The following is a 23,621-nucleotide window of genomic DNA, read 5'->3' on the forward strand; positions in this document are numbered from 1 at the left end:
AGTGACAATCAATGCTGAATGCAGCGAAGCAACCAGGATGTTTATATTTTTCCGCGTATGCCTATCTTGATGGTGCGGCCATCGTACTTGGCATAATCCATGCGCGTTTTCTGTCCATCACCATAGCGACCGGTGGCGTCTTCGAAGTAGTCATAGGCCAGGGTGTTGGAAAGGTTGAGTGCATCTATGCGCAGCTCGAACGACTCGCTCAGCTTGTAGCTGATATTGGCGTCCATATAGCCACGGGCAGCGCGCCAGCGTATCAGGTCATTTCCGGTATTGGTCGGATTGTCACCATGCAGCGATCTGCCCTTGTAGTTGTATGACAGTCGCAATGCCAGTGGTCCTTTTTCGTAATAGCCGGTGACGCTGTAGGCATATTTGGGTACGGAATTGACTTCAATCTCTTTGCCCGCATTGGTGATCCACTTGGCGCTGTTAAATGGATTGATGTGTGTATAGCTGGCGAGTGCACCAAAGCCCCGGTACTGTTCTGGCAGGAAGTCGAATGCCTGCTGGTAGGCGACTTCGAAACCCTTGAGTGTCTGCTGGCCAGCGTTGCTATAACTGCGCAATACCATAGGCAGGTTAGGGTCGACTTTACCCTGCGCGTTCTGGAAAATTGCGCCCAGTGACGTATCCGGCAGGCCCAGTGCACCGAAGGTGGTGTTGGTTGTGCTGGCTACTGTTGCATCGGACAGGTCTTTCTTGAACAGGGCAAGCGATAACAGGCTGCCTGGCCGGAAATACCATTCCAGGCTGGTGTCAAGGTTCTTCGATTTTTGTGGCAGCAGATTAGGATTGCCAGCGGTTGCCGTATTGTCGAAAGGGTTGGGAATAACAGTCTGGGCGGCGATGATGGACAGCGAAGCGCGGCTGATTGTTTTGCCGTAAGAAACGCGCCACATCAGATTATCGGTCAGGTCCAGAGCAGCGCTGACGGCTGGAAGGACATTGCTGTAAGAACCGTTTTCAGTATTTGGCAGATAGGTGCCACCAGTACCGGTCTTTTTGAAATTGTCGATGTTGGTGTCGGTGGTTGAATAGCGTACGCCTGCATTGATGCGCAGTTCATGCTCCATGATCTGACCCTTGAAGTCGGATTGCACATACGCAGTCGATACTTTTTCTTTGGCTGTGAAACTTTGTGCCGGCGTGAAACTGGCTTCCAAGTTATAGGTCAGCGGATTGAAATTCGCATAGGTATAGCCACGGGTGAAGCTGGACCAGGCTTGCGGCCAACCGGCACCGATATCGAGATTGTCTATCGGCAGATTCGGCACCATGCCGCTGCGCAGGCTGGCAATCCCCAGCGCGTTCAACTGGGTGGTGGCAGCCGCTGTACCATTGCGCTTGTTGATGCCTTTCGTTGTTTCAACCAGGGTCAGGCCGGCTTTCAGATGACCTTTCCAGTCACCAGGCAGACCATAGTCCCAATCCGCAGCAATACGTGCCTGCTTGCCCTTGTCAGTTTCACGGGTCAGGCTGGTGCCGATACCGAAGCCGGAATAATTATTCGGGTCGGTATAACTGCTGGTTGAAGACATCGATGGATAAACGTGGTCAGACCCATAGCCGATTGTAGAGGTGATACCGTACATATTGCCACTCAGGGTATCCTGGTAGCTGAGAGCTTTGCTTTGGTTAAAACTGACCTGGCCGCTGAACACCAGGTCTTTGCTGGCTTCCCATGAACCGTTCAATGCGGTATAGCCAAAGGTGGTTTCATCGTCGCTGTAGGTAACGCCATTACTGAGTACCGTGTTGCCAAAGGTACCCGTCATCAGGTTGGTTGCCGGATCAATCCTGATGTCCATAGGCACCAGACCAGTGTGACCAGCCTGGCCGGCGGCGGCTGCACGGTTGTTGGTAAGGCTGTTGCGTATCAACAGGCCGAATGTGATTTCATCACGCTTGTTTTTCAGATTGGAATACATCGTATCCAGGCTCAGATTCAGACCGCCGCTTTTGTACTGGAGTGAAGAAACCAGACCATCACGCGAACGTTCATTGCGGGAACCATAAAAGCGATAGATACGCGGCAGATAGGCATTGTCGACATCGGAACGCGAATAACCGCTGAGGTTGGCGCGCGGGTCATCATAATCCAGCGCCATGGCAAAGAAGCCCTTGGTAGGTGATTGGCTGCCATAAAATGAATTGTTGTAACCGCCAGTCGCTTCGAAACCGGAACGGTTATTGACACCGCCAGAATGCGATCCACCGATCAGGAAGCCCCAATTGCCCCAGGTATTGGAGTACAGGCCAAAGCCGGTTGGGTCAACATGCTTGGACATGGTGTTATACGCGCCCGATACGCTATAGCGTATGGCTTGTTTCGGGTTGTCGAATGGCCGAGGTGTCTGCAAGTCGACCACGCCGCCCAGACCGCCTTCGGTCAACTCGGCCAGTGGCGATTTGTAGAAATCGACACGCCCGAACAGTTCAGACGCGAACACGTCGTAATTGAAACCACGTGCGGCAGTGCCGATAGTGCTGGTCGAAGTTGTGTTGACGGGCGCGCCGTTGAGAGTGGTGACTGAGTATTCGGTCGGCAAACCACGGATAGAGATGCGCTGGCCTTCGCCTGAACTTTCATCGCGGTTCAGAATGACACCGGGAACACGTTGCAGCGATTCTGCCACGTTCGCTTCCGGGAACTTGCCGATATCTTCAGCCACGATGGAGTCACGCGTGCCTATCGCCTTGGCCTTCAGGTTGAGTGCTTTTTGCAGGCTGGAGCGAAATCCGGTCACAACCACGGTTTCAGCTTCTGCTGGCTGGGCTGGCACATCAGTTTTGACCGGGTTGGCCTGCGCGCCTGCAGCAGACGCTTCTTGCGCGGTGGCTTCAGCGCCATAAAAGGCCGCCAGGGCGAGTGGTAGCACGGTGGCTAAAATTTTCTTTTTCACTATGGTCTCCGTTGAATTACAGACAGTCTTGAAGGCTGCATGATGTAAATACAGCACGGGGACGCTCAATCTGGCGACTTGTATTCCGCACTGCTTTAAGTTTTCAGTAATGTGTTTCAGTAATCGCTTATTCATCACTTCAACGGGCGGTATTTCATCCTGATTGAGTGACATGGTTACGTTACCACATGAAATCAGAATGTACAAAGTCAGCTAGGCGGGTGAATGATGAGCTATGTTAAGTTATTGATTTTAAACATGAAAAAATATTGAAACTAAGGCGAAATGATGTGGTATCGTTACCACATGCAGAAAATTAAACCAACAATAATCAATTATTTGATTGTTGTTGGCGATGGCAGCTTTTTCGCCACTTTTATTGTTCGGGCGGAAATTTTCTCATGCTCTTGCACATGAAAATACTGGCCCTGTTTTGCCGCTTGCGGGACAATTCTGCTCGTCAGCCTGGTGTGAAACCGGCAATGCCGGGCAACAACTGTTCGACCCTCTAATTTTTGGAAGATCAATGCGCAAAGTAAGCAAGTTAAGTGAAGTGGCCAAGATTGCCGGCGTGTCGCCGATTACTGCTTCGCGTGCGATTCGCGGTGTTGGCTATGTGTCAGAAGAAGCCCGCGCACGTATCATGGAAGCAGCAGCCCAACTTAATTACACGCCGGATATGCTGGCGCGCCGCATGCGCGGTGACAAAAGTAATCTGATCGGCGTATTTGTGAACAACTATGGTTCTTTGGTGCTGCATGAAATCATCAAGGCCATCACCCAGGAAGCACGGCGCAAGGGCTTCGACCTGATTGTCTTCAATGCAGAAAGGTTTGATCGCCCCGGTCGCATCGAAACCAGTAATATGCTGAGCCAGTTGTGCGATGGGCTCTTGCTGTTGTTGCCAAATGCCAGCGACAGCTATCTGGATCTGATAGACAAGCAGGGTTTTCCCTGTGTGCTGGTCAATTTTGATGCCAGGCAAATGAACATGCCCATCGTCGTGGCAGAAAACCGCAATGGCGCACGTACGGCTGTCGAACACCTGCTGGCGCTGGGGCACCGGCGCATCGGTTTCGTCGCCGGCACCGCTGGCACAGGCCAAAGTGCCGAGCGTGAAAAAGGCTATGTGGATGCGATGCAGGCAGCCGGCCTGTCTGTTGATCCGGCGCTGATCGTGCAGGGGCAATTCATGCAGTCGGGCGGGTATTCGGCGACTGAAATCCTGTTGTCACTCGCGGTTCCGCCTACGGCCATATTTTGTGCGAATGATGAAATGGCATTTGGTGCCATTGATGCGATCAACAGCAAGGGATTGAAGGTGCCTGATGATGTGTCGGTCGTCGGCTTTGACGATATTCCAACGGCAAGCTACGTCTTTCCGACCCTGACCACCATGCGCCAGCCCTTTGCTGAAATGGCTAATCGTGCCGTCAGCGAGGTAGTGGAAATTATCCAGGGCAGGGAAATCAAAGCAGCGAAGATTGCGTTTCCTATGGATATGGTCATCAGAAATTCCACTGCGCCGCTAAAGAAATCTGCGCAATCTGTTTCATAAGTGGCCACGGACCAGCATGCGTGACAGCGTACATCTGACCGCAGGCGATATGCCCGGCATCAGGGATAGTCCGCGCTATAGTGCAGGGACTTTGCACTATACTAGCCTTGGCTTGTTCGCCGCCATCTTGTGGTTGCTGGTGGGCGAACTGGGCATTGCCATGCGCGACCGTTCTGCCCTGCCCAGCGGGCTGGAATTTTTGCGACTGAATGCAGCCTCGGATACCACTACCTCATTGCTGATATCGACAGTACCAGCGGTTCTGAGCCTGTTACTGTTACCACTGATAGGCTACCATTCTGACCGTCTGCGCACACGCTGGGGCCGGCGGCGTCCCTTCCTGATGGCCATCGCGCCAATTGGTGCGGCAGCAGTGATCGGCCTGGCGCTATCTTCCGAAATGGGGCTATGGACGCATGTGCAACTTGCCAGTCTGTCGCCCGGTGTCCGCATTTGTAATCTGGCGTATTTCTGTGTGTTCTGGACCATCTTTGAATGCACCGCCATCACCACCTTCGCCCTGTTCACCGGTCTGGTCAATGATGTCATGCCACACCGTTTTCTTGGCAGATTTTACGCGGGTTTTCGCATCGTTGGCCTGAGTATAGGCATAGCCTTCAACAGCTTTGTATTCGCCCTGACTGAAAACTATCTGCGCGAAATATTACTCACTGTTGGCCTGGTTTTTGGCGGTTCAGTGTTGCTGATGTGCGTGATGGTAAAAGAAGGTAGCTATCCGGATGAGGTGGATACAGACAATGCAAAGCGTGCATCGTTTTTCGTGCCGCGTGCGCATATTCTGGAATGTTTTTCCCGTCCTTTCTTTCTATGGGCTGTCGCTGCTTTCATGCTGGCCAGCATGACCTTCAGCCCCTTTCATACCTTTTGCCAGTTCTATGCCGGTACACTGGGTATTTCCAAGGCTACTTTGGGCACCTTGACGGCGTATTCGTATGGGGTGTCGATCTTTCTCGCATTTGGCATAGGCTGGCTGGTTGACCGTTATGGTGCCATCCTGATTTCTGCCATCATGATGAGCCTGTATTTTGTGGTAGCGGCGGCGGGTTATCTGTGGCTGGACGGCGAACAGAATTTCCGTATTTTTTATGTTGCCCATGTGGTTGTCTCTGGTGCGTATTACACGGCGGCAGCGTCCATGCCCATGGCCTTGTTTCCCAGTGCACAATTTGTCCGGTATAACTCAAGCAAAGATGTCATGGTCACGCTTGCGGTCATCCTGGGAAGCAGCATACAGGGCCCGGCACTGGATTTTTCTGGGCATAATTATCACCTGACACTCTTGAGTGCGACCCTGTTTTCGTTATTATGTGTCATGTGCCTGGCACGCTTGCATGCACGAAAACCCCATGGCTACTGAAATGCAGGTCACAAAGCGTAACAGTAGGCATGGCAGATTTTCAATATCATGCTGTGATGACCCGTGTCCATACATGGGCGACTATTTCGCATCCGCATGATGACAAAAAATACTATTCTTTTGCAGGCAACCGAGTTGAGCTTTGCCTACCCGGGGCAGGCCCTTTTCAACAACTGGTCTGGTGAGATCACACCGGGCGTTACTCTGATATACGGTGGCGATGGCCGTGGCAAGACCAGTTTGCTGCAATTGCTGGCTGGGGTGCTACCTGTGCAGAAGGGGCAGTTGCAGATACAGGGTGCTTACCTGCACGCAGAGCCGGATGTCTATCGTAATCAGATCTTCTGGGTAGATCCGGCGACGGAAGATTTTGACCAGATGACAGTGATGGAGTATTTCGCTTCCCTGCACAAACAGTACCCACTGTTTGATGAAACACTGCTGGAAAACGTCATCGAAGGGCTGGGACTGATGCCGCATTTCGATAAAAATCTGTTCATGCTATCGACCGGCAGCAAGCGCAAGGTATGGCTGGCGGCAGCCTTTGCTGCTGGTGCCACCATCAATTTGCTCGACGATCCTTTTGCCGCACTGGACAAGGCATCGATTAACTTTGTGGTGAAGATGCTTACCCAGTTTGCACAACATTCAACCCAGGCCTGGGTCATTACCATGTACCAGGTGCCCCAGGGCGTGCCGCTGGCGGGTCTGATCGACCTGGGCGATTGATAAAAAAACCACAGAAAAATAGAAAGTATTGACAGTTTAAGTTGAAAATGTTGAACTAAAGTCATTACATTTCTTCTGAAAGATACTATGTTGGGAAGAGAATTTTCCTCTTTAGCAATTTATTGTGCGAATTTGGTTAAAAGCAACATAGAACCTGATATCGCAGATAGAGAATTAATTGCAAAATACACTGTATTTTGTGCCGAAGTTACTGCGCATTTCAATAAAAATTTTATTGTAAGCACTTTTGCTCCAGGATATTTGTGCCGTACTTTAGGGGGAAACAATTATTTTGTTCCCTATGGATTGGTAGGAGTTTTCCCTTCTGAACAACAATTAATTGCTTTGGATGGATTGATTTGTGATGCGCGTCTCAATAGGCTTAGTGCGTTTTGTATAAGTGGAAGTTCTACGTTTATGGGACAAACGGAAGCAATTACAGATATTGACTTTTGTGAGTACTTTTCTGTTAACAGCAACTTAATTTCCGCAATAAATAGCAAAACTAAGTTACTGACATCCAACCGACTCCTTCGAGTTAAATTTGACAAACTAATTTACATATATCCATTTGCTAATGATGTCGTAATTGATGAGAAGCTTTGGGATGAGCGCACATCAACTGAAATAAATGTCAAATTAGATTTGATTGCAAACATTGAGACCTTAGGTCGTATAGCGGCAACTAACGTTGTGTTGCTCGTAGATGGCGCCGATAAAGGAATAAATTTAAAACGAAGTTTTCAATATCAAGAAATTGTAGTGCTCAATGATTTAAACGACATACCACCTCGATCACTTTATGATCCGGAAGAGATAGGTCATTATTTAAATTGGCTTAGAGGCGAAATAGGGAACTATATTAGTTCTGCTACGAAAAATACTAGTAGTGTGAGCGCAGATGCTATCAAAGCTTTAAAGAGAGCGCTTTCATGGTTTTTAATGGCTGGATTAAAGGACGAAATCGTCGAAATTCTCAAAATATTTAAATCTTCTCAAATGGATATAATTGCGAAGTTCTTGAGGTCAAAGGAAGTGTCGAGAATGTTAGGTAACTTGGATGAAGAAAATAGAGAGCAATTTGGTTTTTTTGAAGCACCCGCCTGTGATCCTGAGGCGTGCGAATCTTTCTATACTTCGATTCTTGAATTAGCCGAAAGTTTGACAAATAGAATTGACGAGCTTATGGGCTCGGTACCTATTCTAAGGGATACAGCATGAGCGCCGATGAAATGGTTTCTGAAATACTTTCTTTAATTAACTCGTCAGAAAATGATTTGATTAGAGACAGTTTGAGGACAAGAGACGTTAATAAATTAGCAGACGATCTTTTAATCTTGAAGAGTGTCAAAGCACGAAGTGAAGAGCTTGCGAGAGATTTTGAAAATGGAAAAACGGCAGCCCCTTCTCACTCTTTGATTTTAAATCGGGTGAAAACGGCTATGAAAAATTTTTCGGATCAATTGACTGAGTCAGGGTTCGAAAATAAAGTATTTTCTCATCCAACTGAAAACGCAAATTTAAATAAGGTTACAGCACGCCCACCCAAAACATTGAGGCTTATTACTGGTGGTAAAGGTGCAGGAAATCGAGACACAGATACGCCGTCTGAAAAAAGTGAATTTGAAATTCGTTTGATTAGAAAAAGAGCTGGTCGTTATCTTATTGCCGTAGTTGCAAAGTTGGACGGCAGTGTCAAAGATGTTATAGGGACATATATTATGAATGGAGGGGGGGGGAGAGGATTTAATTCTCAAAAATTTGATAGGTGGGTGAGTGCAGGCGCTTTACCGACTGAAGCCGTTATGAAATTAAGAGGGGCTCTTCGGACTGGACCTAGGTTTAGCACTAATAAAAGAAAAACTGGGACTGGCCCTCATAGATATCAAAAATAAGAAGTCGTCAAGACGGATAATTTATATTCAGCTGTTATACATCGAGACTCACCGATTGTATTTTTTTCGTCAGAGTAACCTCTTGTCTTTCAGAAGTAAGCCATCTTTATAAAAAATCTCAATACAATTTCAAAATTAGACTTGCAGATGAAAAAAGAAAATGATTTTGGTAATCTTTATAAAAAGATAGATGCAACATCGAAAACTCGTTTTCACTCGTCTCGGCGGTTAAAGTTGCACACCAAGCTCTCAACGGCGACGATTGTTGTTATCTCTTTAGCGCTCATCTTAACTTCGTTGATGCAGGCGTACGAACTTGGAGTGAATATTAAGTCTAAATATCTGGCTTTAATTCAAGTATTTTCATCAATTACAGTATTGGTGTACTCGCTTCTTATTGATAAAAATGACTTTTCTAGCTTATCTGAAAAAATGTATTCATGTGCTTCAAAGTTGGGCGAGTTAAAGCAGAAAATTTACCCTTATCTTGAGAGTGGTACGCAAGAACAATACAACAAGTTCAAAGACGAATACCACGACATTTTAAAGCTATATGAAACTGCCGCCATTAACGACTTTCGCGCTGATTATGTGCGTGCTCAGCTCGATATGCCAGAAAACTACAAGTTCGGACATTGGAAGTTTTTATATTTAAATATAAAAGTTACTCTTTTGTATATCATAAATTATTTTCAATATATCGGAGTTTTTGTACTGCTCAGCAGTATGCTCTATTGGCTCTGGCTCGGTCCTTTAGCAGCGAAGTGACAACGAGATAGACTTGAACAATGGATATATTCTTAAATCCTCAATAGGGTGCATTCGGATAACTGACAATCAGGCTCAGTGGCTGGGCCCCGGTTTGTTTGATGCCGACTGTGGCACCCTTGTACAAATACGCAGCCATGCCCGGTTTCAGGGGTTGGGTCGTGCCGTCAGAATTGACTATACCTTCACCTGACAATACGTAATAAACCTCGTCATGGTCTATGCGGTGCAAGCCAATTTCTGCCTTGGGATGCAGGATACGTTTCCTGAATTCCATACTGCGCGGTGCCGGTGCGGCATCACTGATGCGGTAAGCGGTGGACATGCCTATGGCACCGTGGGGTGGTGGTTCATCGCGTTTTACATCTTCTTCATTCACAACGACCATGGGGCGAGCAGGGTCTGCCGGTGCCGCAATACAAAATCTTGAGCAGGTCAAAAGCAAACTGCAAATGAGTGTGGTGGATATCTTCATCTCTTCCTCTGTGTGGCCTGGCGTAAAAAATACCTACAATAAAAACGAAAACAAAAAAACGGTCGCGTCGATCATATGCCAAACGTACGCCAAACGTACGTCAAACATGCGCAAAAACACAGTTTGCAGGGCCTGATGCCTGCTGATACGGCATGCATTATTTCCGTGACAACAGTATTGCAATAATGTTAAATTAATATCTATTGCATAACTTGTGAAAGTGCACCCATGCCTGCTCCAACTGCGCTTAGACTTCAGGTTCGCTTACTTTCTGCCTTGTTCATGGGCCTGGCTGGCAAGTTTGGGATGGCGGCTGACGTGTCAGTAGATATGGCAGTAGATATAGCGACGGCGCCGGTAGTGGAAATCATAGGCACCACACCTTTGCCGGACCTGGGCTTGACCAGAGAGCAGATTCCTGCTGCGGTCCAGACCGCCACTAGCCGTAACATGGCTAGGAGTGGTGCCCTGAATTTTTCTGATTTTCTCAATCGTAGCCTGGGCAGCGTGCACGTCAATGACGTGCAGGGCAATCCTTTCATGAATGATGTGAATTACCGGGGTTATACCGCCTCACCCTTGCTGGGTACGCCACAAGGCTTGTCCGTCTATATGGATGGGGTACGCCTGAACCAGCCTTTTGGTGACGTCGTGATGTGGGACCTGATCCCCAAAGACGCTATTTCTTCACTGACTCTGATGTCTGGTGCCAACCCTCTGTTTGGTCTGAACACCCTGGGCGGTGCCCTGTCCCTGCAAACCAAGGATGGTCTGCATGATGCCGGTACCGCATTGGAAATCGGTGCAGGGCGCTATGGCCGGCGTTCTCTGGGTCTGGAACATGGCGGCGCCAATGAGCGTGGGCTGGACTGGTTCATGGTAGCGCATGCTTATCAGGAAGATGGATGGCGTGATGATTCGCCATCCAGCCTGGGCCAATTCTTTGGCAAGCTGGGCTGGCATGACAACAAAACCGGCCTGAAGCTCAGTTATGCATGGGCCAGCAGCAAAATGACGGGCAATGGCTCGCAGGAACAGCAGTTGCTGGCGAATAACTATGCCAGCGTCTATACCAAACCGGATGTGACGCGCAACCACGCCGGTTTTGTCAATCTGGAAGCTAAATCCAGCCTCAGCGAGCATGTCCTGCTGGCTGGCAATGTGTATTACCGCAACACCCGCACGGCCACCATCAATGGTGATTTGAATGAAGATGCGCTCGGTGAATCTGTGTATTACACCGGGCAGGCGGCAGACAAGGCCTGGTTGCTGGCACATGGATACAGCCCGGTCGTTGAAAGCAGCAACAGCAGGACCAGCACCACCAATGCCTTCCCCACCTGGCGTTGCATTGCCCAGGCCGGCGCGAATACCGAACCCAATGAAAAATGTACCGGCCTGATTACAAATACGAATACGCATCAGCAAAACTATGGTGTCAGCGGCCAGCTCAGTTTCCTGAGCAAGGCCACCGGGTATAGCAATCAGTTCGTCGTCGGCGCAGGCTATGACGCCAGCCGCACCCGTTTCTCGCAGGCCAGCCAGTTCGGCTATCTGAACGCCGATCGCAGCATTAGCCCTGTCAATGCCTATGCAGACGGCACACAGAATTCAGAAAATGCCTTTGACCAGCGAGTCGATTTAAGTGGGCAGACGGCGACCTGGAGCCTGTCCGGCAGCGACACCCTGTCATTGGATGATCGCTGGCATATTACGGCGTCCGGTCGTTATAACAATACTGCACTGAAAAATACTGACAGGCTCTATCCCTATAACAACGCTACTACCCAGGGTGGACAGCGTGGCTCGCTGGATGGTGATCATAATTTCCGGCGTTTCAATCCTGCTCTTGGCGTCAGCTTTACGCCAGATACCGCCATCAATGCCTACCTGGGTTATAGCGAAAGTAGTCGCGCACCCACCTCAATAGAACTTGGCTGTGCCGATCCGGATTTCGGCTGCCGTTTGCCTAATTCTATGGCTGGCGACCCGGCATTGAAGCAGGTCGTGTCCAAAACCTGGGAGGCAGGACTGCGTGGCAAATTGCTGGGCAAACTGGTAGAAAAAATGACCTGGAATGCCGGTTTATTCCGTGGTGATAATCTGGATGACATCCTCTTTGTTGCCAACTCTGCCGCGACTGGCTACTTCAAGAATTTTGGCCGGACCAGACGGCAAGGGCTGGAAGCAGGTATCTCTGGCGAGCTGGATAACGCCTCCTTCGGATTGAATTACACCTGGATGAAGGCGACTTACCAGAGTAGCGATAGTCTGGGGGCGCAGTACAATAGTGCGGCCAATGCCAGTGGCAACATCACTGTCAAACCCGGCGACCAGATACCGCTGATACCGCAACAGATTTTCAAGGCGCACGCCAATTACGAATTCGATACACGCTATTCCGCCGGCATTGAATTGCTGGCCATAGGCAAGAGTTTTTTGCGTGGCAATGAAAATAACGCCCATGTTGCCGATGGCATCAATAAGCTGGGCTCTGGCAGCATGCCGGGTTACGCCGTCGTCAATCTGTCTGGCAGCTACCGGCCCACTACACAGTTGAAGTTATTTATCAACATCAGCAATCTGTTTGATCAGCGCTATTACACCGCTGGCCAGCTGGGACCGTATGCCATCACTGCCAATGGTGGTTACAGTAATTCCGACGCCAAAGGCACCAACTTCTATACCCCCAGTGCACCACGCATGATCTGGGTGGGTTTGCGCTATAGCATGGGGGCAACTGCCAGGGATTGAGCTCTGGCATCATGTTTTACCTGACTTTTTATGTGCCTACAATATGTAAAGAAGGGCTATCACTAGTCTGGATAATGACAGCCCTTAACAGCTACAGATTCGTCAATCAGCCATTCAGCCATTCAGCCATTCAGTATTTTCATGCCTTCGGCGGTATAACGGGTGCCGGCTGCTGCATCCATTGGGAACAAGAGATTCAGTTCTTCCAGATCACTGGCCGTCAGCTTGACTGACAGGGCTTTGCTGTTTTCTTCCAGGTAGGTTCTGCGTTTGGTACCTGGAATAGGGACGATATCATCACCCTGTGCCAGCACCCAGGCCAGGGCCAGTTGTGATGGTGTGCAGTCATAACGCGTGGCAAGCTGCTTTACCTTGTCTACCAGCAGCAGATTCTTGCTGAAATTGTCTCCCTGAAAACGCGGACTATTGCGACGGTAATCATCTTCAGCAAATTGATCTGGCCGGGTAATCGCACCCGTCAGAAAGCCACGGCCCAAAGGACTGTATGGCACAAAACCCACACCCAGTTTGCGACACATGGCCAGCACACCCTGTTCAGGGTCACGGGTCCACAGTGAATATTCGCTTTGCAGGGCGGTAATCGCATGCACTTTGTGTGCGCGCTCCAATGTGGCAGGTGATGCTTCGGACAAACCTATGTAACGTATCTTGCCCGCTTGCACCAGTTCTGCCAGCGCGCCCACGGTTTCTTCTATCGGCGTATTGGGATCAATACGGTGCTGGTAATACAGGTCTATGGTTTCTATGCCCAGACGTTTCAGACTGGCTTCCACCGATGCCCGTATATAGTCCGGGCGACCGCTGACACCGCGTTCATGGATATTCGCCGGATTGCGTACGATGCCGAACTTGGTGGCGATAAAACATTGCTCGCGTTTGCCCTTGATCGCCTTGCCGACCAGTTCTTCATTGGTGTGTGGACCGTACACGTCTGCCGTGTCGAGAAAATTGATGCCCAGTTCCAGCGCACGGTGTATGGTGGCGATGGATTCGGCATCATCGCGATGGGAATAAAATTCACTCATGCCCATGCAGCCCAGGCCGATGGCGGAAACCAGAGGGCCGTCAGCGCCCAGCCGGCGTGTTGGTATGTGGGTTGGTGTTTGTGTTGGTGTTTGGGCTGCTGATGTGTGTGCTGTGCTCATTCGTAACGTCCTCGGAAAATGATGGTTGCGTAACGACGTTCGCTGGCAATGCGGCTTCCATCCTGGCGTACATGGCAATCTTCTGGTGCAAGACCGTCAGATTGCTTTGCAGTTCAGCGAGCGTCTTTTCCACGGTACGGGTATGCTGTTTCAGCAAATCGTTCCGTGCTGACAGACTTTCTGGCGTATTCCCCAGCCTGCGCAATTCGGCATACCGCAGCATGTCGCGTATGGGCAGGCCGGTGGTGCGCAGCTTCAGCAAAAACTGTATCCAGAGGATATCTTCCTCGCGGTACAACCTGTGCTTGTTGTCCTGCCGCGTCACCGGATCCAGCAAGCCTATGCGTTCGTAATAACGCAAGGTGTGAACAGTTAATCCGGTTACCGCAGCAGCTTGCTGTATGGTCAGAGGTGTCGTCATGGCAAGGAGTGTAGAAGTTAGAGTGCGCTCTAAGTCAAGGCCATATTAGACCTTATTTTGATTTTCTTCTTGAGCGGTGCCAAACCTTTGTTCAAGCACTTGAAAATATTTTTGTAATATTCGAAATTCCGGTACGCCGATACGATGACGCAGTTATTTCAAGTCCGACGATAACAGTATCGTCAGTCTATCGCTCAATTGGCTTGGCCGAACCTCGATTTCTATTCATCCAGGTACAGCCGAACTGTACGAATTTCTTCCTGTAACTTGTCTACGGTGGTAATTGCTTCCGCCTTGGCCAGAATAAAATAAAGCATGCCGGTAGCAACAGAACGGCGTGTACTTTCCGCATCGGCACTTGTCTGAGCTGATTGTGCTAATTCAGTCAACATTTGCTCCCATGAGATTTTTGTTTTTTTGAGTATGCTTCGCAACTTACCGATACCGCCGGGAAGTTTTTTACCAATAAATGCTTCGCCTTCACTTTCCCATTTGACGTCATTGATCAGCGATTCGAATGCTGTAACTGTATCCTGTGCAGTAACTTTCGCAACTACTTTGACCGGGCGCTTTTCTTCTTTTAATTCTATACGGTGCTCCCTGGGTTTTTCCTTGGCTACCTGACTTGACGGAGAAGAAATAACCAACTCTTGCTTTTCATCCTTTTTATCTCTTACGAGTATCTCTTCTTTTTTAGGTTTTGCTTTGGACGTAAGTTCTACCCGGGCTTTTTCAACTTCCGATACAAGATAATCTTGATATTTCTCTACTTTTTTTCCGGCACTACCATCTTTGAAACTTGCAGTTCCTCCATAGGTAGGAAGTTGTGTATCTTTGACTTTGTGCAATGTATTAACACGAGTGAACATTTCTTTGGCTTTTAATTTTGCCTCGTTTAATCCAAATTGCCCACCACTCATACGGGTTTCGAAAATACCACCTTTTCTGCGATTATCTCTCTTGTTCACAGAACTGTCGGTTTCGGGGGCGCGCACAGGTCCGACAGAATCAGCACCTATGGATTTTCCGCCAACAACAAAAGGTGCTTTGAATGTTGTAGGGTTTAGGCCAGCAACTTTAACGCCAGACTTCACTGATCTGTTAGTTTCATCAACGAGGGGATCTTCTGTGGTTGCGTCTTCTCCTCTCGCGCGTTGAAGTGCAACAGCCAGAATTTTATTTCGATAGCGGGTGTAGATTATTTTTTCTTCGTCAGACAGAGTCTTATCGACCAGATCTGAAATGGGTGTTTTCAAAAGTAAAGGGGTGAAATTTTTGATTGTTCCACCTGCTGGGACGCCACCTGATCCCACCCGAAGATATAGTGCCATAACCGCAAAAATACCTTTCAATCCAAGCAGTGGCACCTCTTTATCGCTACCCTCGCGTTCCCTCATGGCTTCTTCCATGACGGCAGCGTCACGTACTGCCTCAATCAGGCATTTCTTGAAATGAATTCTCGCTGCATTTTGTCCATCATCATCTTCTGTTTCTGCCAATTCGCTTGATTGAGAATACAGGGCAAGTAAATCCGGGATTTTCTGTGTCTCTACGCCAATATTAACCTGCATGGAATAGGCCTTATCATCCATTTCATCCGGCTTTATACCTTTCGTGTTGATCGGCCCTGCATAATAATTACCACCTAGTAGTGCGCGTTCGGTAAAGCCCTTGGTCGCAGCGCGAACATCGCTGACATGCGCAAAAATATTATCCAGAACGGCAAACATTTCTTCTTCCGTTTCAACGGCAGGTTTGAAAATGTATTCAAGAATGTTGTTGGCAAATCCTCTGGCTGGTGTCGAAGTCACGAGCGGGTTTACCCGGCTATTGTGATCTGGTGAAATAACGAAACCTTTTCCAGTCACCATCTTTATATCTTTGTCCAGCACGGATTCAGCCTGTAATTTCGCCCGGTCTTCATCTTCTGGTGCTTTCAACATCGCTTGGTTCTTAGGTTCGTCCAATATACCTTGTCCATCTGCAATGATAGGAAACTCCAGTTCCAGCCCCACTTTTCTTTGCAGCATATTTGCTTGAATATTTCCCGCCTGAGGTATTAGCGCTGGCCCTGCAACATTGCTTTCTGGTGTAGACAGGGCTTTTTGTCCCATCTGATCCGCTTCCTGCTCCAGCGTTGGATCATCATTCAGGGGAAGATTCTCCTTCATTTGCATGGTGGGCCGTACACGTCCCTGAGCCTGCTGTACGACGTGCCAGGCTTCATGGGGCAAATGCTGTTCCTGACCTGGTCCGATGTGAATGTCGCTACCCTGCGCATACGCGTGGGCATGCAATTGTGACGGCTGTGCCGAGTTGTAATGCACCTTGACATGATCCATGCTCATGCCGGATAGCGACTCTATGCCAGACTTGAGCTGGTTTGGAAGACCGGTGCGATTAGGACTGGTATGGCCAGTTTCCTTGTCTGGTGTGGACGTGGCCTGTAATTGTTTGATGCCCTGCAATTGCTTTGCTTGTGGGCTTGCATCAAGCATTGCTTGCATGGTTTTTAATTGCCTGGCCTGCTTGCTTCCCGCCGCTGCTTCTTTCAGTGCCATTTGTGCGGCCATCTGCGGGCGTGCATCAACAAAACCGGTCGTGGCCTGTGTATGGGCTGGAATGGCCCGGCTTTGCTGGCTTGCTTCTGCAGGAGTGGTGTGCGCTTTCATTCGACCTTAGCCCTACTATTAAGTACGCAGCCAGCATTCTTGCTGTGTTGAGATCACGGTGAGGATAAAGCAGTGATTGAGCATACTATTGAATTGCCAATAAGGCAATTGCAGAAAGTGTTCTCTTCAAATATTTTGTTGCTTCTTGGTAATATTGATAATCTGGCGCGATTATTACCCCATTGTTCTGTTTACTTTGATGAATTTAAAACTGAATAAATTTACTGACGTAAATACCATTCGTTCGACAGGACTGAATTTGACGTGACAAAGAATCGAAGTCTTGCGTATGTCCGTATGGCTTGACCATGTCCGGGTAGAACATCTCAAATTTTAAGAAATCAATGAATACTTCACTATGACGACACTTTCTTTTCGCCAGTTTCTCTTACGTTCAAAGCGTCTTTTTATATCTATTGCAAGTGTGTGCAAATTAATCCTGAGATATTCCGGGAATATGATTCGACGCCAAATTCTTTTTCTTCACGCCTGTTTGAAAGAGGGCGTAAAAAAGAAACTCTACCTCAATGGCTGGATAGGAAAATTACTACTTCTTGTGAGCACTCAATATTTTGTCGTTTCATGTTTTATCCGGGCGCATGACCATGCAGTAATGCGGTATTTGAACGTGTGTCTGGCACTTTCTCTTATCGGTGGTTCTTTGATAATGGCAATTCAAATCTACAATCGTTTTTGCGTGGAAGAGCTTAAGTCCGATCTTGATTGTCGCAAACTGATTAATCGACAAAAGTTGTGGGCTGAGTTTTTTTCTGCAATCGCAATTATTGCCTTTATCGGAATGTATTTTCGTTTTGGCTATGAAGATGATAAAAACAATGTGGCTGTGAGATTTGAAAATCTGCAGAAAGTGCGTTTGATCACTTCTAAGGTGATGCCGCCTTCCTATTGCATTTCAAAATATTATCGCCAAACAACATGTTTGGTAATTCAGAATGCCTTAACAAAAGCTGGCGATGGGTTGCTGTACAGGAGCGAATCAGACGTACAGGATAATATTCAAACAGCCTTGTTTAACATGGACATGTTGAATAAAGCAGGAGAGAATTTTTCTGATCAGGATTGGGATTCCTTAAAACAGGCAGAAAAATTACTTTCAGATATACGGATGGACGAATCCTGGATCAATTTCAATTTCTCTCAACTACAGTTCCTGCTCATGTTATTTGCAGCATTTTCTGTGTCAAGAAAACTGTCAATTGCGGCATTCGACGCGACATCTAAACCGCATCAAATTATTAGCTGGAAAAGTATATTGGATTTCATAAAAAAGAGACGTACAGTTTGATGGCCTGTGTTGTAGTGTCGTGAATATGGACTGAGGATGCATTTCTGTTCATGGGGTCTGACAAGACCCTCATTTTTAATGGCATATTGAGGCAATGTAATGGCGACAGACATTTCAAATCTCATCAACTTTATTTCCAAACACCTCCACCAGCAAATCAATAAACAACCTGGTCCGTAATGGCAGGTAGCGGCGTGATGGGTACATGATCTGTATCGGTGCGCTGTTGCTGCTCCATTGGGGCAGGACTTCGACCAGGCTGCCGTTGGCCAGTGCGGGGGCGACGTCCCAGATGGATCTTCTGACCAGGCCCAGGCCAGCGATGGCCCAGTCGTGGGCCTGTTCGCCATTGTTGGTGAGCCAGTTGGCGTGTATGCGTACGGTCTGCTGTTGTTTGCTGTCCGTGGATTGAAAATGCCAGTCGGTATGCATGGCGCTGGATTGCTGCATCAGTATGCAGCTATGCTGGCCCAGTTCGGCGGGTGTTTGGGGCTGGCCTTTTCTGGCGATATAGCAGGGGGCGGCGCAGACGACGCGACGGTTGTCTGCCAGCTTGCGGGCAACCAGGCGTGAATCAGTATTGGCACCTATGCGTACCACGCAATCGAAGCCAGCTTCGATAACATCCACGATGTCATCGCTCAGGGATAACTGTACCTGTATGCCCGGATACTGGCTGGCGAATGTGGCCAGGGCCGGACCCAGATGATGCCTGCCCAGTGCCACGGGGGATGAAATCCTGAGCAGTCCGCGTGGTGCTGTCTGGCCTTGCCCCAGTTCGGCTTCGGCATTGGCCACATCCAGCAAGATGGCCTGACAGCGTTCAAAGTACAGCGCGCCTTCTTCAGTCAGGCTCAGGCGGCGTGAACTGCGTTGCAGCAGGCGCGTACCCAAAGCCGCTTCCAGCCGACTCATGCGCTTGCTGCCTACCGCGGGTGAAAACCCCAGTTCGCGCCCAGCCGCAGACAGGCTGCCACTCAGTACAGCCTGCACAAATAACTTCATGTCCGCCAGCTCTATCATCTACCGCATCCTTTACATCATCTGTTCCTTTTTGGAATAGATGCTTACTCTATAAAGTCTATTATCAATTATATGGAATGGTAGCACAGTAGCGATCAGGCACATTTCGCCGTATTTATACCGCTCAACCGCATACTTGAAGGATATTTCCATGCTCACCAAACTCTTATCCAGCCTGGCCATCACAGTGGCTGCCAGCCTGCAAGTACAGGCAGCCAATCAGGAAGAGAACTTGCCGCAGCCGCTGGCAGTCATTGCCGACAATTCCATTCCGGCAGCACAAAGGCAGGACATGGCGCTGGCAGCACGACGTTATTACGCGTTCTGGCATACCGGGGAAAGCCGCTACGCAAAGATCGCACTGGCAGACAATTTCACGGACAGGAACTTGCCTGCCGGCCGGCCACAAGGGCCAGAAGGCCCCTTGTTTGCATCGAAAAACTTTCGCGCTGCCGTGCCGGATTTGACGCTGGAGGTGGACGAAATGCTGTTGGTGAGCGACCGCGTGATCGGCCGCCTGCACTTTACCGGACATTTCAGTGGCAGTTTTCAGGGCAGGCAGGGGGATGGCCGCAAGGTGGATTTCATCGCGACGGATATCTATCGCATTGCCAATGGCCGCATTGCTGAGAACTGGCATCTGGAAGATAACCTGAGCTTATTGCAGCAACTCGGTGCCATACATTAATTAAGGGAGGCAATCATGTCACTTTCTGAAGCGCGCATTGTCGTTATTGGTGGTAGTTCTGGCATAGGTCTGGCGATTGCCCGTGCTGCCCGGTTGCAGGGTGCCAGTGTATTGATAGCCGGCAGCAATGTGGCCCGGCTGGCCGATGCGGCAGGGCAGGTGCCGGGGCTGGATACGGCTGTGCTGGATATCCGTGATGAAGAACAGGTCGCCAGCTTCTTCCGGCATGCGGGGCCGCTTGATCATGTGGTGGTGACTGCCGGTGCAGCGATTGCTGCTGCGCCATTGCAGACACTGGATGTTGATGCTGCTGACAATGCAATGCAGGTGAAACTGCGCGGCAGTTTGCTGGTGGCCAAATATGCAGCGCCGCAGTTGGGTGCAGGTGGTTCCATCGGTTTTACTACTGGTGTATTGGGGCGCAAGCCTGCGCTCAATTCGCTCATCAAAACTGTCATCAATGCGGCATTGGAAGCAGCGGTACGGCAACTGGCAAAAGAACTGGCGCCATTGCGTGTGTATGCTGTCAGTCCCGGGCCGGTGAATACCCCGGGCTGGAACTTTGCTGATGAAGCCAGTCGCAGTGCCATGTTTTCCAAACTGGGCCAGACCTTGCCTGTGGGGTTTGTGGCAACGGATGATGATACGGCGGCGGCCTATCTGTTTGCCATGCAGGCCCGTGCCCTGACTGGTGCGGTGCTTGATCTCGACAGTGGTGCCCTGATTGCTTAAATTTTTTTACTGATTTTTTTATCGGATGAGAGAGATGATCATGTCCAACAAATTAATATTAGCCCCAGGCCAGTTCTGGCCAGATGGCATACGTATGGTGATATCGGTTTCCATGCAGTTTGAATCGGGTGCGCAAAGTGAACATCATAATGGTGCGCCTTTCCCGGCGATGCAGGAAACCGATTTGCCAGACCTGCCGGCGCGTACCTGGTTTGAATACGGTGCCCGTGAAGGCATACCGCGCATGCTGGATTTATGGGACAAGTTCAAGATACCAGTCACTTCACATATGGTTGGCCAGGCAGTTTTGCAGCGTCCTGAGCTGGCGAGAGAAATCGTCAGCCGTGGACATGAGGCGGCTGCCCATGGCCATACCTGGACACCACACTGGATCATGACAGAGGCAGAAGAACGTGCATCCTATGTCGCCAATATGGAAGCAATCGAAACGGCTACCGGCACCCGGCCAGTGGGCTTCAATGCCTTCTGGCTGCGTGGTACGCCGCGTACGCTGGGTATCTTGCAGTCACTGGGTTTTCGCTATCACATTGATGATCTGAGTGCGGATGAACCCTTGCTCACCCGCGTCAATGACCAGGACTTTGCCATTGTGCCCTATACCTTGCGCAATAATGACATCGCCCGCTTCGGTGCCGAGGGGCCACTTACAGCGCAGGCTTTTGGGCAGGAATTGCGCGATGAGTTTGATCAGCTCTATATGGAAGCTGGCAACAGGCGGCGCATGATGTCCATCTCCACCCATGACCGTATCGCCGGCACACCCGCCCGTGTCAAGGTGCTTGGCGAGTTTTTGCAGTATGCGCTGCAACATCCGGGTGTGGTATTCATGCGCAAGGACAAGATTGCTGAACTCGCGCATAGCTTGCCGGATGTGCCGCACAAGTAAGATGCATTAGTGATGCACCTCATTGACGTACCTCAGTGAGGTACATAAGCGACGCACATCAGTGATGTGTCTACTTGTCCGCCTTTGGCACCCATACCCATGCCTTGTCACTGATCTTGACGGCTCTGGGTATGAGCTTGTTTTGATAGAACAGATCGGCAATTTCTTGCTGGCGATTCACTACCGCAGCGCTTACCGGCATGACGCCGTAGCGGCTGCGTTGTTGCCAGGTGTTGATCACATCCAGTGGCATGCCCAGTTGGGCCGCAATAATGCTGGCAAGCTGTTGTGGATTCTTGCTGGCCCAGGCACCGGTGGTGGCGAGTTCACCCAGGATGATGTTCAAAGCCTGTGGATGTTTTTCTACCAGGCGACGTGAAGCTTCGTAAAAACTGTTCGCTGGCAGCAAGCCCTGATGATCGGCCAGTACCCTGACCGGTAAACTGTGCTGTACTGATGCCAGATACGGGTCCCATACTATCCAGGCATCGATATTGCCGCTGACAAAGGCAGCACGGGCATCTGCCGGCGACAGGTAGATGGCTTGTATGTCCTGCATACCCAGGCCAGCCTTGCGCAGGGCGGCCAGTATCAACAGGTTGGAACTGGAGCCCTTCTGGAAGGCGACTTTCTTTCCCTTCAGTTCAGCGACACTTTTGATGGGGGAATCTTTCGGTACCAGTATGGCTTCGCAGGTGGGCGAGGATGGTTCCGCGCCGACATACAGCAAATCCACACCAGCGGCCTGGGCAAATATCGGTGGTGGTGCGCCGGTCAGGCCAAAGTCTACATTGCCGCTATTCAAGGCTTCCAGCAATTGTGGGCCGGCAGGAAATTCTATCCACTTGATTTGGAATTTTTGCGCTGCCAGAGCTTTTTCCAGCGTACCCTGCGCTTTCAGGACGGATAGCAGACCGCTGCCTTTTTGAAAGCCTATACCTATCAGCCTGTCATCGGCAGCCTGTGCAGGCAGACTGAACAACAGGCTGGTTTTCAGCAAAAGAAGTAAAACTAATTTTTTCATAAATCACTTTCTTGATGGTGTCTTGAATTTGCATTCAGTTTGCGTTGACTTGGCTTAAGCTTTTTTGATAGTTTCAGGCGCTTTCGCGTTCCAGCAGTTCGCATTGCAAGAGGTTAAGGCGCTGTACGTTTTTGCTTGCTGGTATTTCACCCAGGCTTTCGAGTATGCGCATGGCGGCAATCTCGCCTATCTCTTTTGCCGGTGGTCGTATGGTGGTCAGGCTGGGCAATAACATGGATGACATGGCATAGTCACCAAAGCCGACAATCGCACATTGTTCCGGCATGCGTATACCTGCGCGTTGCCCTGCCAGAATCGCGGATGCTGCCAGGTTGTCATTGGCAAAGATGATGGCTTGGGCAGCATTGCGCTTGCGCATGGCGAGGGTTTCCATGGCCTGCTTGCCAGCGTCAAAAGGCGTGGCAGCGGTGGGTAAAAAGAACCAGGGTTCCAGATTCGCTTCCCGCATGATATCGGCATAGCCATCACGGCGATCTATGGCGCTTTCATCACCTGCCACGCTGTTCTGTGCAAAGGCGATGCGTTTGTAGCCTTTCTTCAACAGGTAGCGTGCAGCCTGTTGCCCGACTTCGTAATGCGAGAATCCTACCTGCATGTATTTGCGGCGCGGCTGGTAATCCCAGGTTTCCACCACCGGGATATTGGCTGTATTCAGCAATTGCACAGTGGCCCTGGTGTGGTATTGCCCGGTCACCACCAGTGCTGCCGGTGACCAGCCGAGGAAGGTACGTACCGCCGCCTCTTCCTGCTCAACAGAAAAATAACTGGATGCCAGCAATAGCTGGTAACCATGTGCGCTCAGTACATCACTAAAACTTTGTATCGTGTGTGCAAAGATCGGCCCCGAGATATTCGGTATCACCATGCCGACTATCCGCGCATGGGTAGACGCCAGCCCGCCTGCCGCCAGATTCGGCAGGTAGTTCAGGCTTTTTACCGCTGCGGCAATGCGCAGGCTGAGTGCCGCTGACACTTGCGCCGGTTGCTTGAAGTAGCGCGATACCGTGATGGAGCCGACACCAGCCGCCCGTGCCACATCATGGATGGTGGCGCGTCCTGATCCACGGCGTTTTCGTGCTTCGCTTTCTTGTGTCATCTCTGCATATTTCCAAAAGACATATCGATGATTGTTTTAATTCTTTGACTGAACCCATCTGCATCACAGAAACTAAAAATGGTATCGGTACCATCG

The 23,621-nt window shown here is 49.7% G+C and carries 19 protein-coding genes; 11 read left to right on the forward strand and 8 right to left on the reverse strand.

Features of this window, described 5'->3' with window-relative positions:
* Positions 1-41 precede the first annotated feature (41 nt).
* The gene (locus ACO0LK_RS17480; protein WP_422977228.1) at positions 42-2,912 is read right to left on the reverse strand and encodes a TonB-dependent receptor; all 2,871 of its coding nucleotides are present in this window, start codon (positions 2,910-2,912) and stop codon (positions 42-44) included.
* Between the two features lie 526 nt (positions 2,913-3,438).
* Between ACO0LK_RS17480 and ACO0LK_RS17485 the strand changes: the two genes are divergently transcribed.
* The 6 genes from ACO0LK_RS17485 to ACO0LK_RS17510 all read left to right on the forward strand — a co-directional run bounded on the left by ACO0LK_RS17485 (position 3,439) and on the right by ACO0LK_RS17510 (position 9,240).
* Positions 3,439-4,470 (forward strand): LacI family DNA-binding transcriptional regulator, encoded by a 1,032-nt coding sequence (locus ACO0LK_RS17485; protein ID WP_422977230.1) that lies wholly within the window; start codon positions 3,439-3,441, stop codon positions 4,468-4,470.
* 16 nt (positions 4,471-4,486) lie between these two features.
* A complete protein-coding gene (locus tag ACO0LK_RS17490) occupies positions 4,487-5,848 on the forward strand; it encodes an MFS transporter (RefSeq protein WP_422977232.1) in 1,362 nt (453 codons plus the stop codon).
* A 99-nt stretch (positions 5,849-5,947) separates the two neighbouring features.
* Complete coding sequence (locus ACO0LK_RS17495) at positions 5,948-6,577, forward strand: ABC transporter ATP-binding protein (protein WP_422977234.1); 630 nt, start codon at positions 5,948-5,950, stop codon at positions 6,575-6,577.
* A gap of 87 nt (positions 6,578-6,664) precedes the next feature.
* The gene (locus ACO0LK_RS17500) at positions 6,665-7,798 is read left to right on the forward strand and encodes a hypothetical protein (protein WP_422977236.1); all 1,134 of its coding nucleotides are present in this window, start codon (positions 6,665-6,667) and stop codon (positions 7,796-7,798) included.
* The gene (locus ACO0LK_RS17505; RefSeq protein WP_422977237.1) at positions 7,795-8,472 is read left to right on the forward strand and encodes a hypothetical protein; all 678 of its coding nucleotides are present in this window, start codon (positions 7,795-7,797) and stop codon (positions 8,470-8,472) included. The genes ACO0LK_RS17500 and ACO0LK_RS17505 overlap by 4 nt, the downstream gene beginning before the upstream one ends.
* A gap of 147 nt (positions 8,473-8,619) precedes the next feature.
* Positions 8,620-9,240, forward strand: coding sequence for an SLATT domain-containing protein (locus ACO0LK_RS17510; protein ID WP_422977239.1), 621 nt, complete (start codon positions 8,620-8,622; stop codon positions 9,238-9,240).
* Between the two features lie 40 nt (positions 9,241-9,280).
* On the opposite strand, the gene ACO0LK_RS17515 is transcribed toward ACO0LK_RS17510, so the two are convergent.
* On the reverse strand, positions 9,281-9,715 hold the full coding sequence (locus ACO0LK_RS17515) for a cupin domain-containing protein (protein WP_422977241.1): 435 nt from the start codon (positions 9,713-9,715) through the stop codon (positions 9,281-9,283).
* A 228-nt stretch (positions 9,716-9,943) separates the two neighbouring features.
* On the opposite strand from ACO0LK_RS17515, the gene ACO0LK_RS17520 reads away from it, so the two are divergent.
* A complete protein-coding gene (locus ACO0LK_RS17520; protein WP_422977243.1) occupies positions 9,944-12,469 on the forward strand; it encodes a TonB-dependent receptor in 2,526 nt (841 codons plus the stop codon).
* A 122-nt stretch (positions 12,470-12,591) separates the two neighbouring features.
* Here the strand turns inward: ACO0LK_RS17520 and ACO0LK_RS17525 are convergent, their stop codons facing one another.
* From ACO0LK_RS17525 to ACO0LK_RS17535, 3 genes are all read right to left on the reverse strand, one after another.
* Positions 12,592-13,635, reverse strand: coding sequence for an aldo/keto reductase (locus ACO0LK_RS17525; RefSeq protein WP_422977245.1), 1,044 nt, complete (start codon positions 13,633-13,635; stop codon positions 12,592-12,594).
* Positions 13,556-14,056, reverse strand: coding sequence for a MerR family transcriptional regulator (locus ACO0LK_RS17530; protein WP_422977247.1), 501 nt, complete (start codon positions 14,054-14,056; stop codon positions 13,556-13,558). Before ACO0LK_RS17530 ends, ACO0LK_RS17525 begins: the two co-directional genes overlap by 80 nt.
* A gap of 221 nt (positions 14,057-14,277) precedes the next feature.
* Positions 14,278-16,728, reverse strand: coding sequence for an eCIS core domain-containing protein (locus ACO0LK_RS17535; RefSeq protein ID WP_422977249.1), 2,451 nt, complete (start codon positions 16,726-16,728; stop codon positions 14,278-14,280).
* Positions 16,729-17,086: 358 nt separating this feature from the next.
* Between ACO0LK_RS17535 and ACO0LK_RS17540 the strand changes: the two genes are divergently transcribed.
* Positions 17,087-18,034: a hypothetical protein gene (locus ACO0LK_RS17540; RefSeq protein ID WP_422977251.1), complete on the forward strand. Its 948-nt coding sequence runs from the start codon at positions 17,087-17,089 to the stop codon at positions 18,032-18,034.
* Between the two features lie 114 nt (positions 18,035-18,148).
* Here the strand turns inward: ACO0LK_RS17540 and ACO0LK_RS17545 are convergent, their stop codons facing one another.
* Positions 18,149-19,057 (reverse strand): LysR family transcriptional regulator, encoded by a 909-nt coding sequence (locus ACO0LK_RS17545; RefSeq protein ID WP_422977253.1) that lies wholly within the window; start codon positions 19,055-19,057, stop codon positions 18,149-18,151.
* Between the two features lie 151 nt (positions 19,058-19,208).
* On the opposite strand from ACO0LK_RS17545, the gene ACO0LK_RS17550 reads away from it, so the two are divergent.
* From ACO0LK_RS17550 to ACO0LK_RS17560, 3 genes are read left to right on the forward strand one after another with little or no spacing between them, the layout of a single operon-like run.
* Complete coding sequence (locus ACO0LK_RS17550) at positions 19,209-19,745, forward strand: ester cyclase (RefSeq protein ID WP_422977255.1); 537 nt, start codon at positions 19,209-19,211, stop codon at positions 19,743-19,745.
* 15 nt (positions 19,746-19,760) lie between these two features.
* Positions 19,761-20,477: an SDR family oxidoreductase gene (locus ACO0LK_RS17555; protein ID WP_422977257.1), complete on the forward strand. Its 717-nt coding sequence runs from the start codon at positions 19,761-19,763 to the stop codon at positions 20,475-20,477.
* 40 nt (positions 20,478-20,517) lie between these two features.
* A complete protein-coding gene (locus ACO0LK_RS17560) occupies positions 20,518-21,384 on the forward strand; it encodes a polysaccharide deacetylase family protein (protein WP_422977259.1) in 867 nt (288 codons plus the stop codon).
* 70 nt (positions 21,385-21,454) lie between these two features.
* Here ACO0LK_RS17560 and ACO0LK_RS17565 read toward each other — a convergent pair whose 3' ends face one another.
* Positions 21,455-22,408: a sulfonate ABC transporter substrate-binding protein gene (locus ACO0LK_RS17565; RefSeq protein WP_422977261.1), complete on the reverse strand. Its 954-nt coding sequence runs from the start codon at positions 22,406-22,408 to the stop codon at positions 21,455-21,457.
* Between the two features lie 73 nt (positions 22,409-22,481).
* Positions 22,482-23,525, reverse strand: a complete 1,044-nt coding sequence (locus ACO0LK_RS17570) for a LacI family DNA-binding transcriptional regulator (protein WP_422977263.1) — start codon at positions 23,523-23,525, stop codon at positions 22,482-22,484.
* Between the last annotated feature and the right edge of the window lie 96 nt (positions 23,526-23,621).

It is taken from the genome of Undibacterium sp. Ji49W (assembly GCF_049340205.1).
Lineage (GTDB): Bacteria > Pseudomonadota > Gammaproteobacteria > Burkholderiales > Burkholderiaceae_D > Undibacterium.

What these genes read in the sequence shown, in the direction of transcription:
- ACO0LK_RS17485 (WP_422977230.1), top strand. Translation starts at nt 3,439, where the DNA reads ATGCGCAAAGTAAGCAAGTTAAGTGAAGTGGCCAAGATTGCCGGCGTG.
- ACO0LK_RS17490 (WP_422977232.1), top strand. Translation starts at nt 4,487, where the DNA reads ATGCGTGACAGCGTACATCTGACCGCAGGCGATATGCCCGGCATCAGG.
- ACO0LK_RS17495 (WP_422977234.1), top strand. Translation starts at nt 5,948, where the DNA reads ATGACAAAAAATACTATTCTTTTGCAGGCAACCGAGTTGAGCTTTGCC.
- ACO0LK_RS17500 (WP_422977236.1), top strand. Translation starts at nt 6,665, where the DNA reads ATGTTGGGAAGAGAATTTTCCTCTTTAGCAATTTATTGTGCGAATTTG.
- ACO0LK_RS17505 (WP_422977237.1), top strand. Translation starts at nt 7,795, where the DNA reads ATGAGCGCCGATGAAATGGTTTCTGAAATACTTTCTTTAATTAACTCG.
- ACO0LK_RS17510 (WP_422977239.1), top strand. Translation starts at nt 8,620, where the DNA reads ATGAAAAAAGAAAATGATTTTGGTAATCTTTATAAAAAGATAGATGCA.
- ACO0LK_RS17515 (WP_422977241.1), bottom strand. Translation starts at nt 9,715, where the DNA reads ATGAAGATATCCACCACACTCATTTGCAGTTTGCTTTTGACCTGCTCA.
- ACO0LK_RS17520 (WP_422977243.1), top strand. Translation starts at nt 9,944, where the DNA reads ATGCCTGCTCCAACTGCGCTTAGACTTCAGGTTCGCTTACTTTCTGCC.
- ACO0LK_RS17525 (WP_422977245.1), bottom strand. Translation starts at nt 13,635, where the DNA reads ATGAGCACAGCACACACATCAGCAGCCCAAACACCAACACAAACACCA.
- ACO0LK_RS17530 (WP_422977247.1), bottom strand. Translation starts at nt 14,056, where the DNA reads ATGACGACACCTCTGACCATACAGCAAGCTGCTGCGGTAACCGGATTA.
- ACO0LK_RS17535 (WP_422977249.1), bottom strand. Translation starts at nt 16,728, where the DNA reads ATGAAAGCGCACACCACTCCTGCAGAAGCAAGCCAGCAAAGCCGGGCC.
- ACO0LK_RS17540 (WP_422977251.1), top strand. Translation starts at nt 17,087, where the DNA reads ATGACGACACTTTCTTTTCGCCAGTTTCTCTTACGTTCAAAGCGTCTT.
- ACO0LK_RS17545 (WP_422977253.1), bottom strand. Translation starts at nt 19,057, where the DNA reads ATGATAGAGCTGGCGGACATGAAGTTATTTGTGCAGGCTGTACTGAGT.
- ACO0LK_RS17550 (WP_422977255.1), top strand. Translation starts at nt 19,209, where the DNA reads ATGCTCACCAAACTCTTATCCAGCCTGGCCATCACAGTGGCTGCCAGC.
- ACO0LK_RS17555 (WP_422977257.1), top strand. Translation starts at nt 19,761, where the DNA reads ATGTCACTTTCTGAAGCGCGCATTGTCGTTATTGGTGGTAGTTCTGGC.
- ACO0LK_RS17560 (WP_422977259.1), top strand. Translation starts at nt 20,518, where the DNA reads ATGTCCAACAAATTAATATTAGCCCCAGGCCAGTTCTGGCCAGATGGC.
- ACO0LK_RS17565 (WP_422977261.1), bottom strand. Translation starts at nt 22,408, where the DNA reads ATGAAAAAATTAGTTTTACTTCTTTTGCTGAAAACCAGCCTGTTGTTC.
- ACO0LK_RS17570 (WP_422977263.1), bottom strand. Translation starts at nt 23,525, where the DNA reads ATGACACAAGAAAGCGAAGCACGAAAACGCCGTGGATCAGGACGCGCC.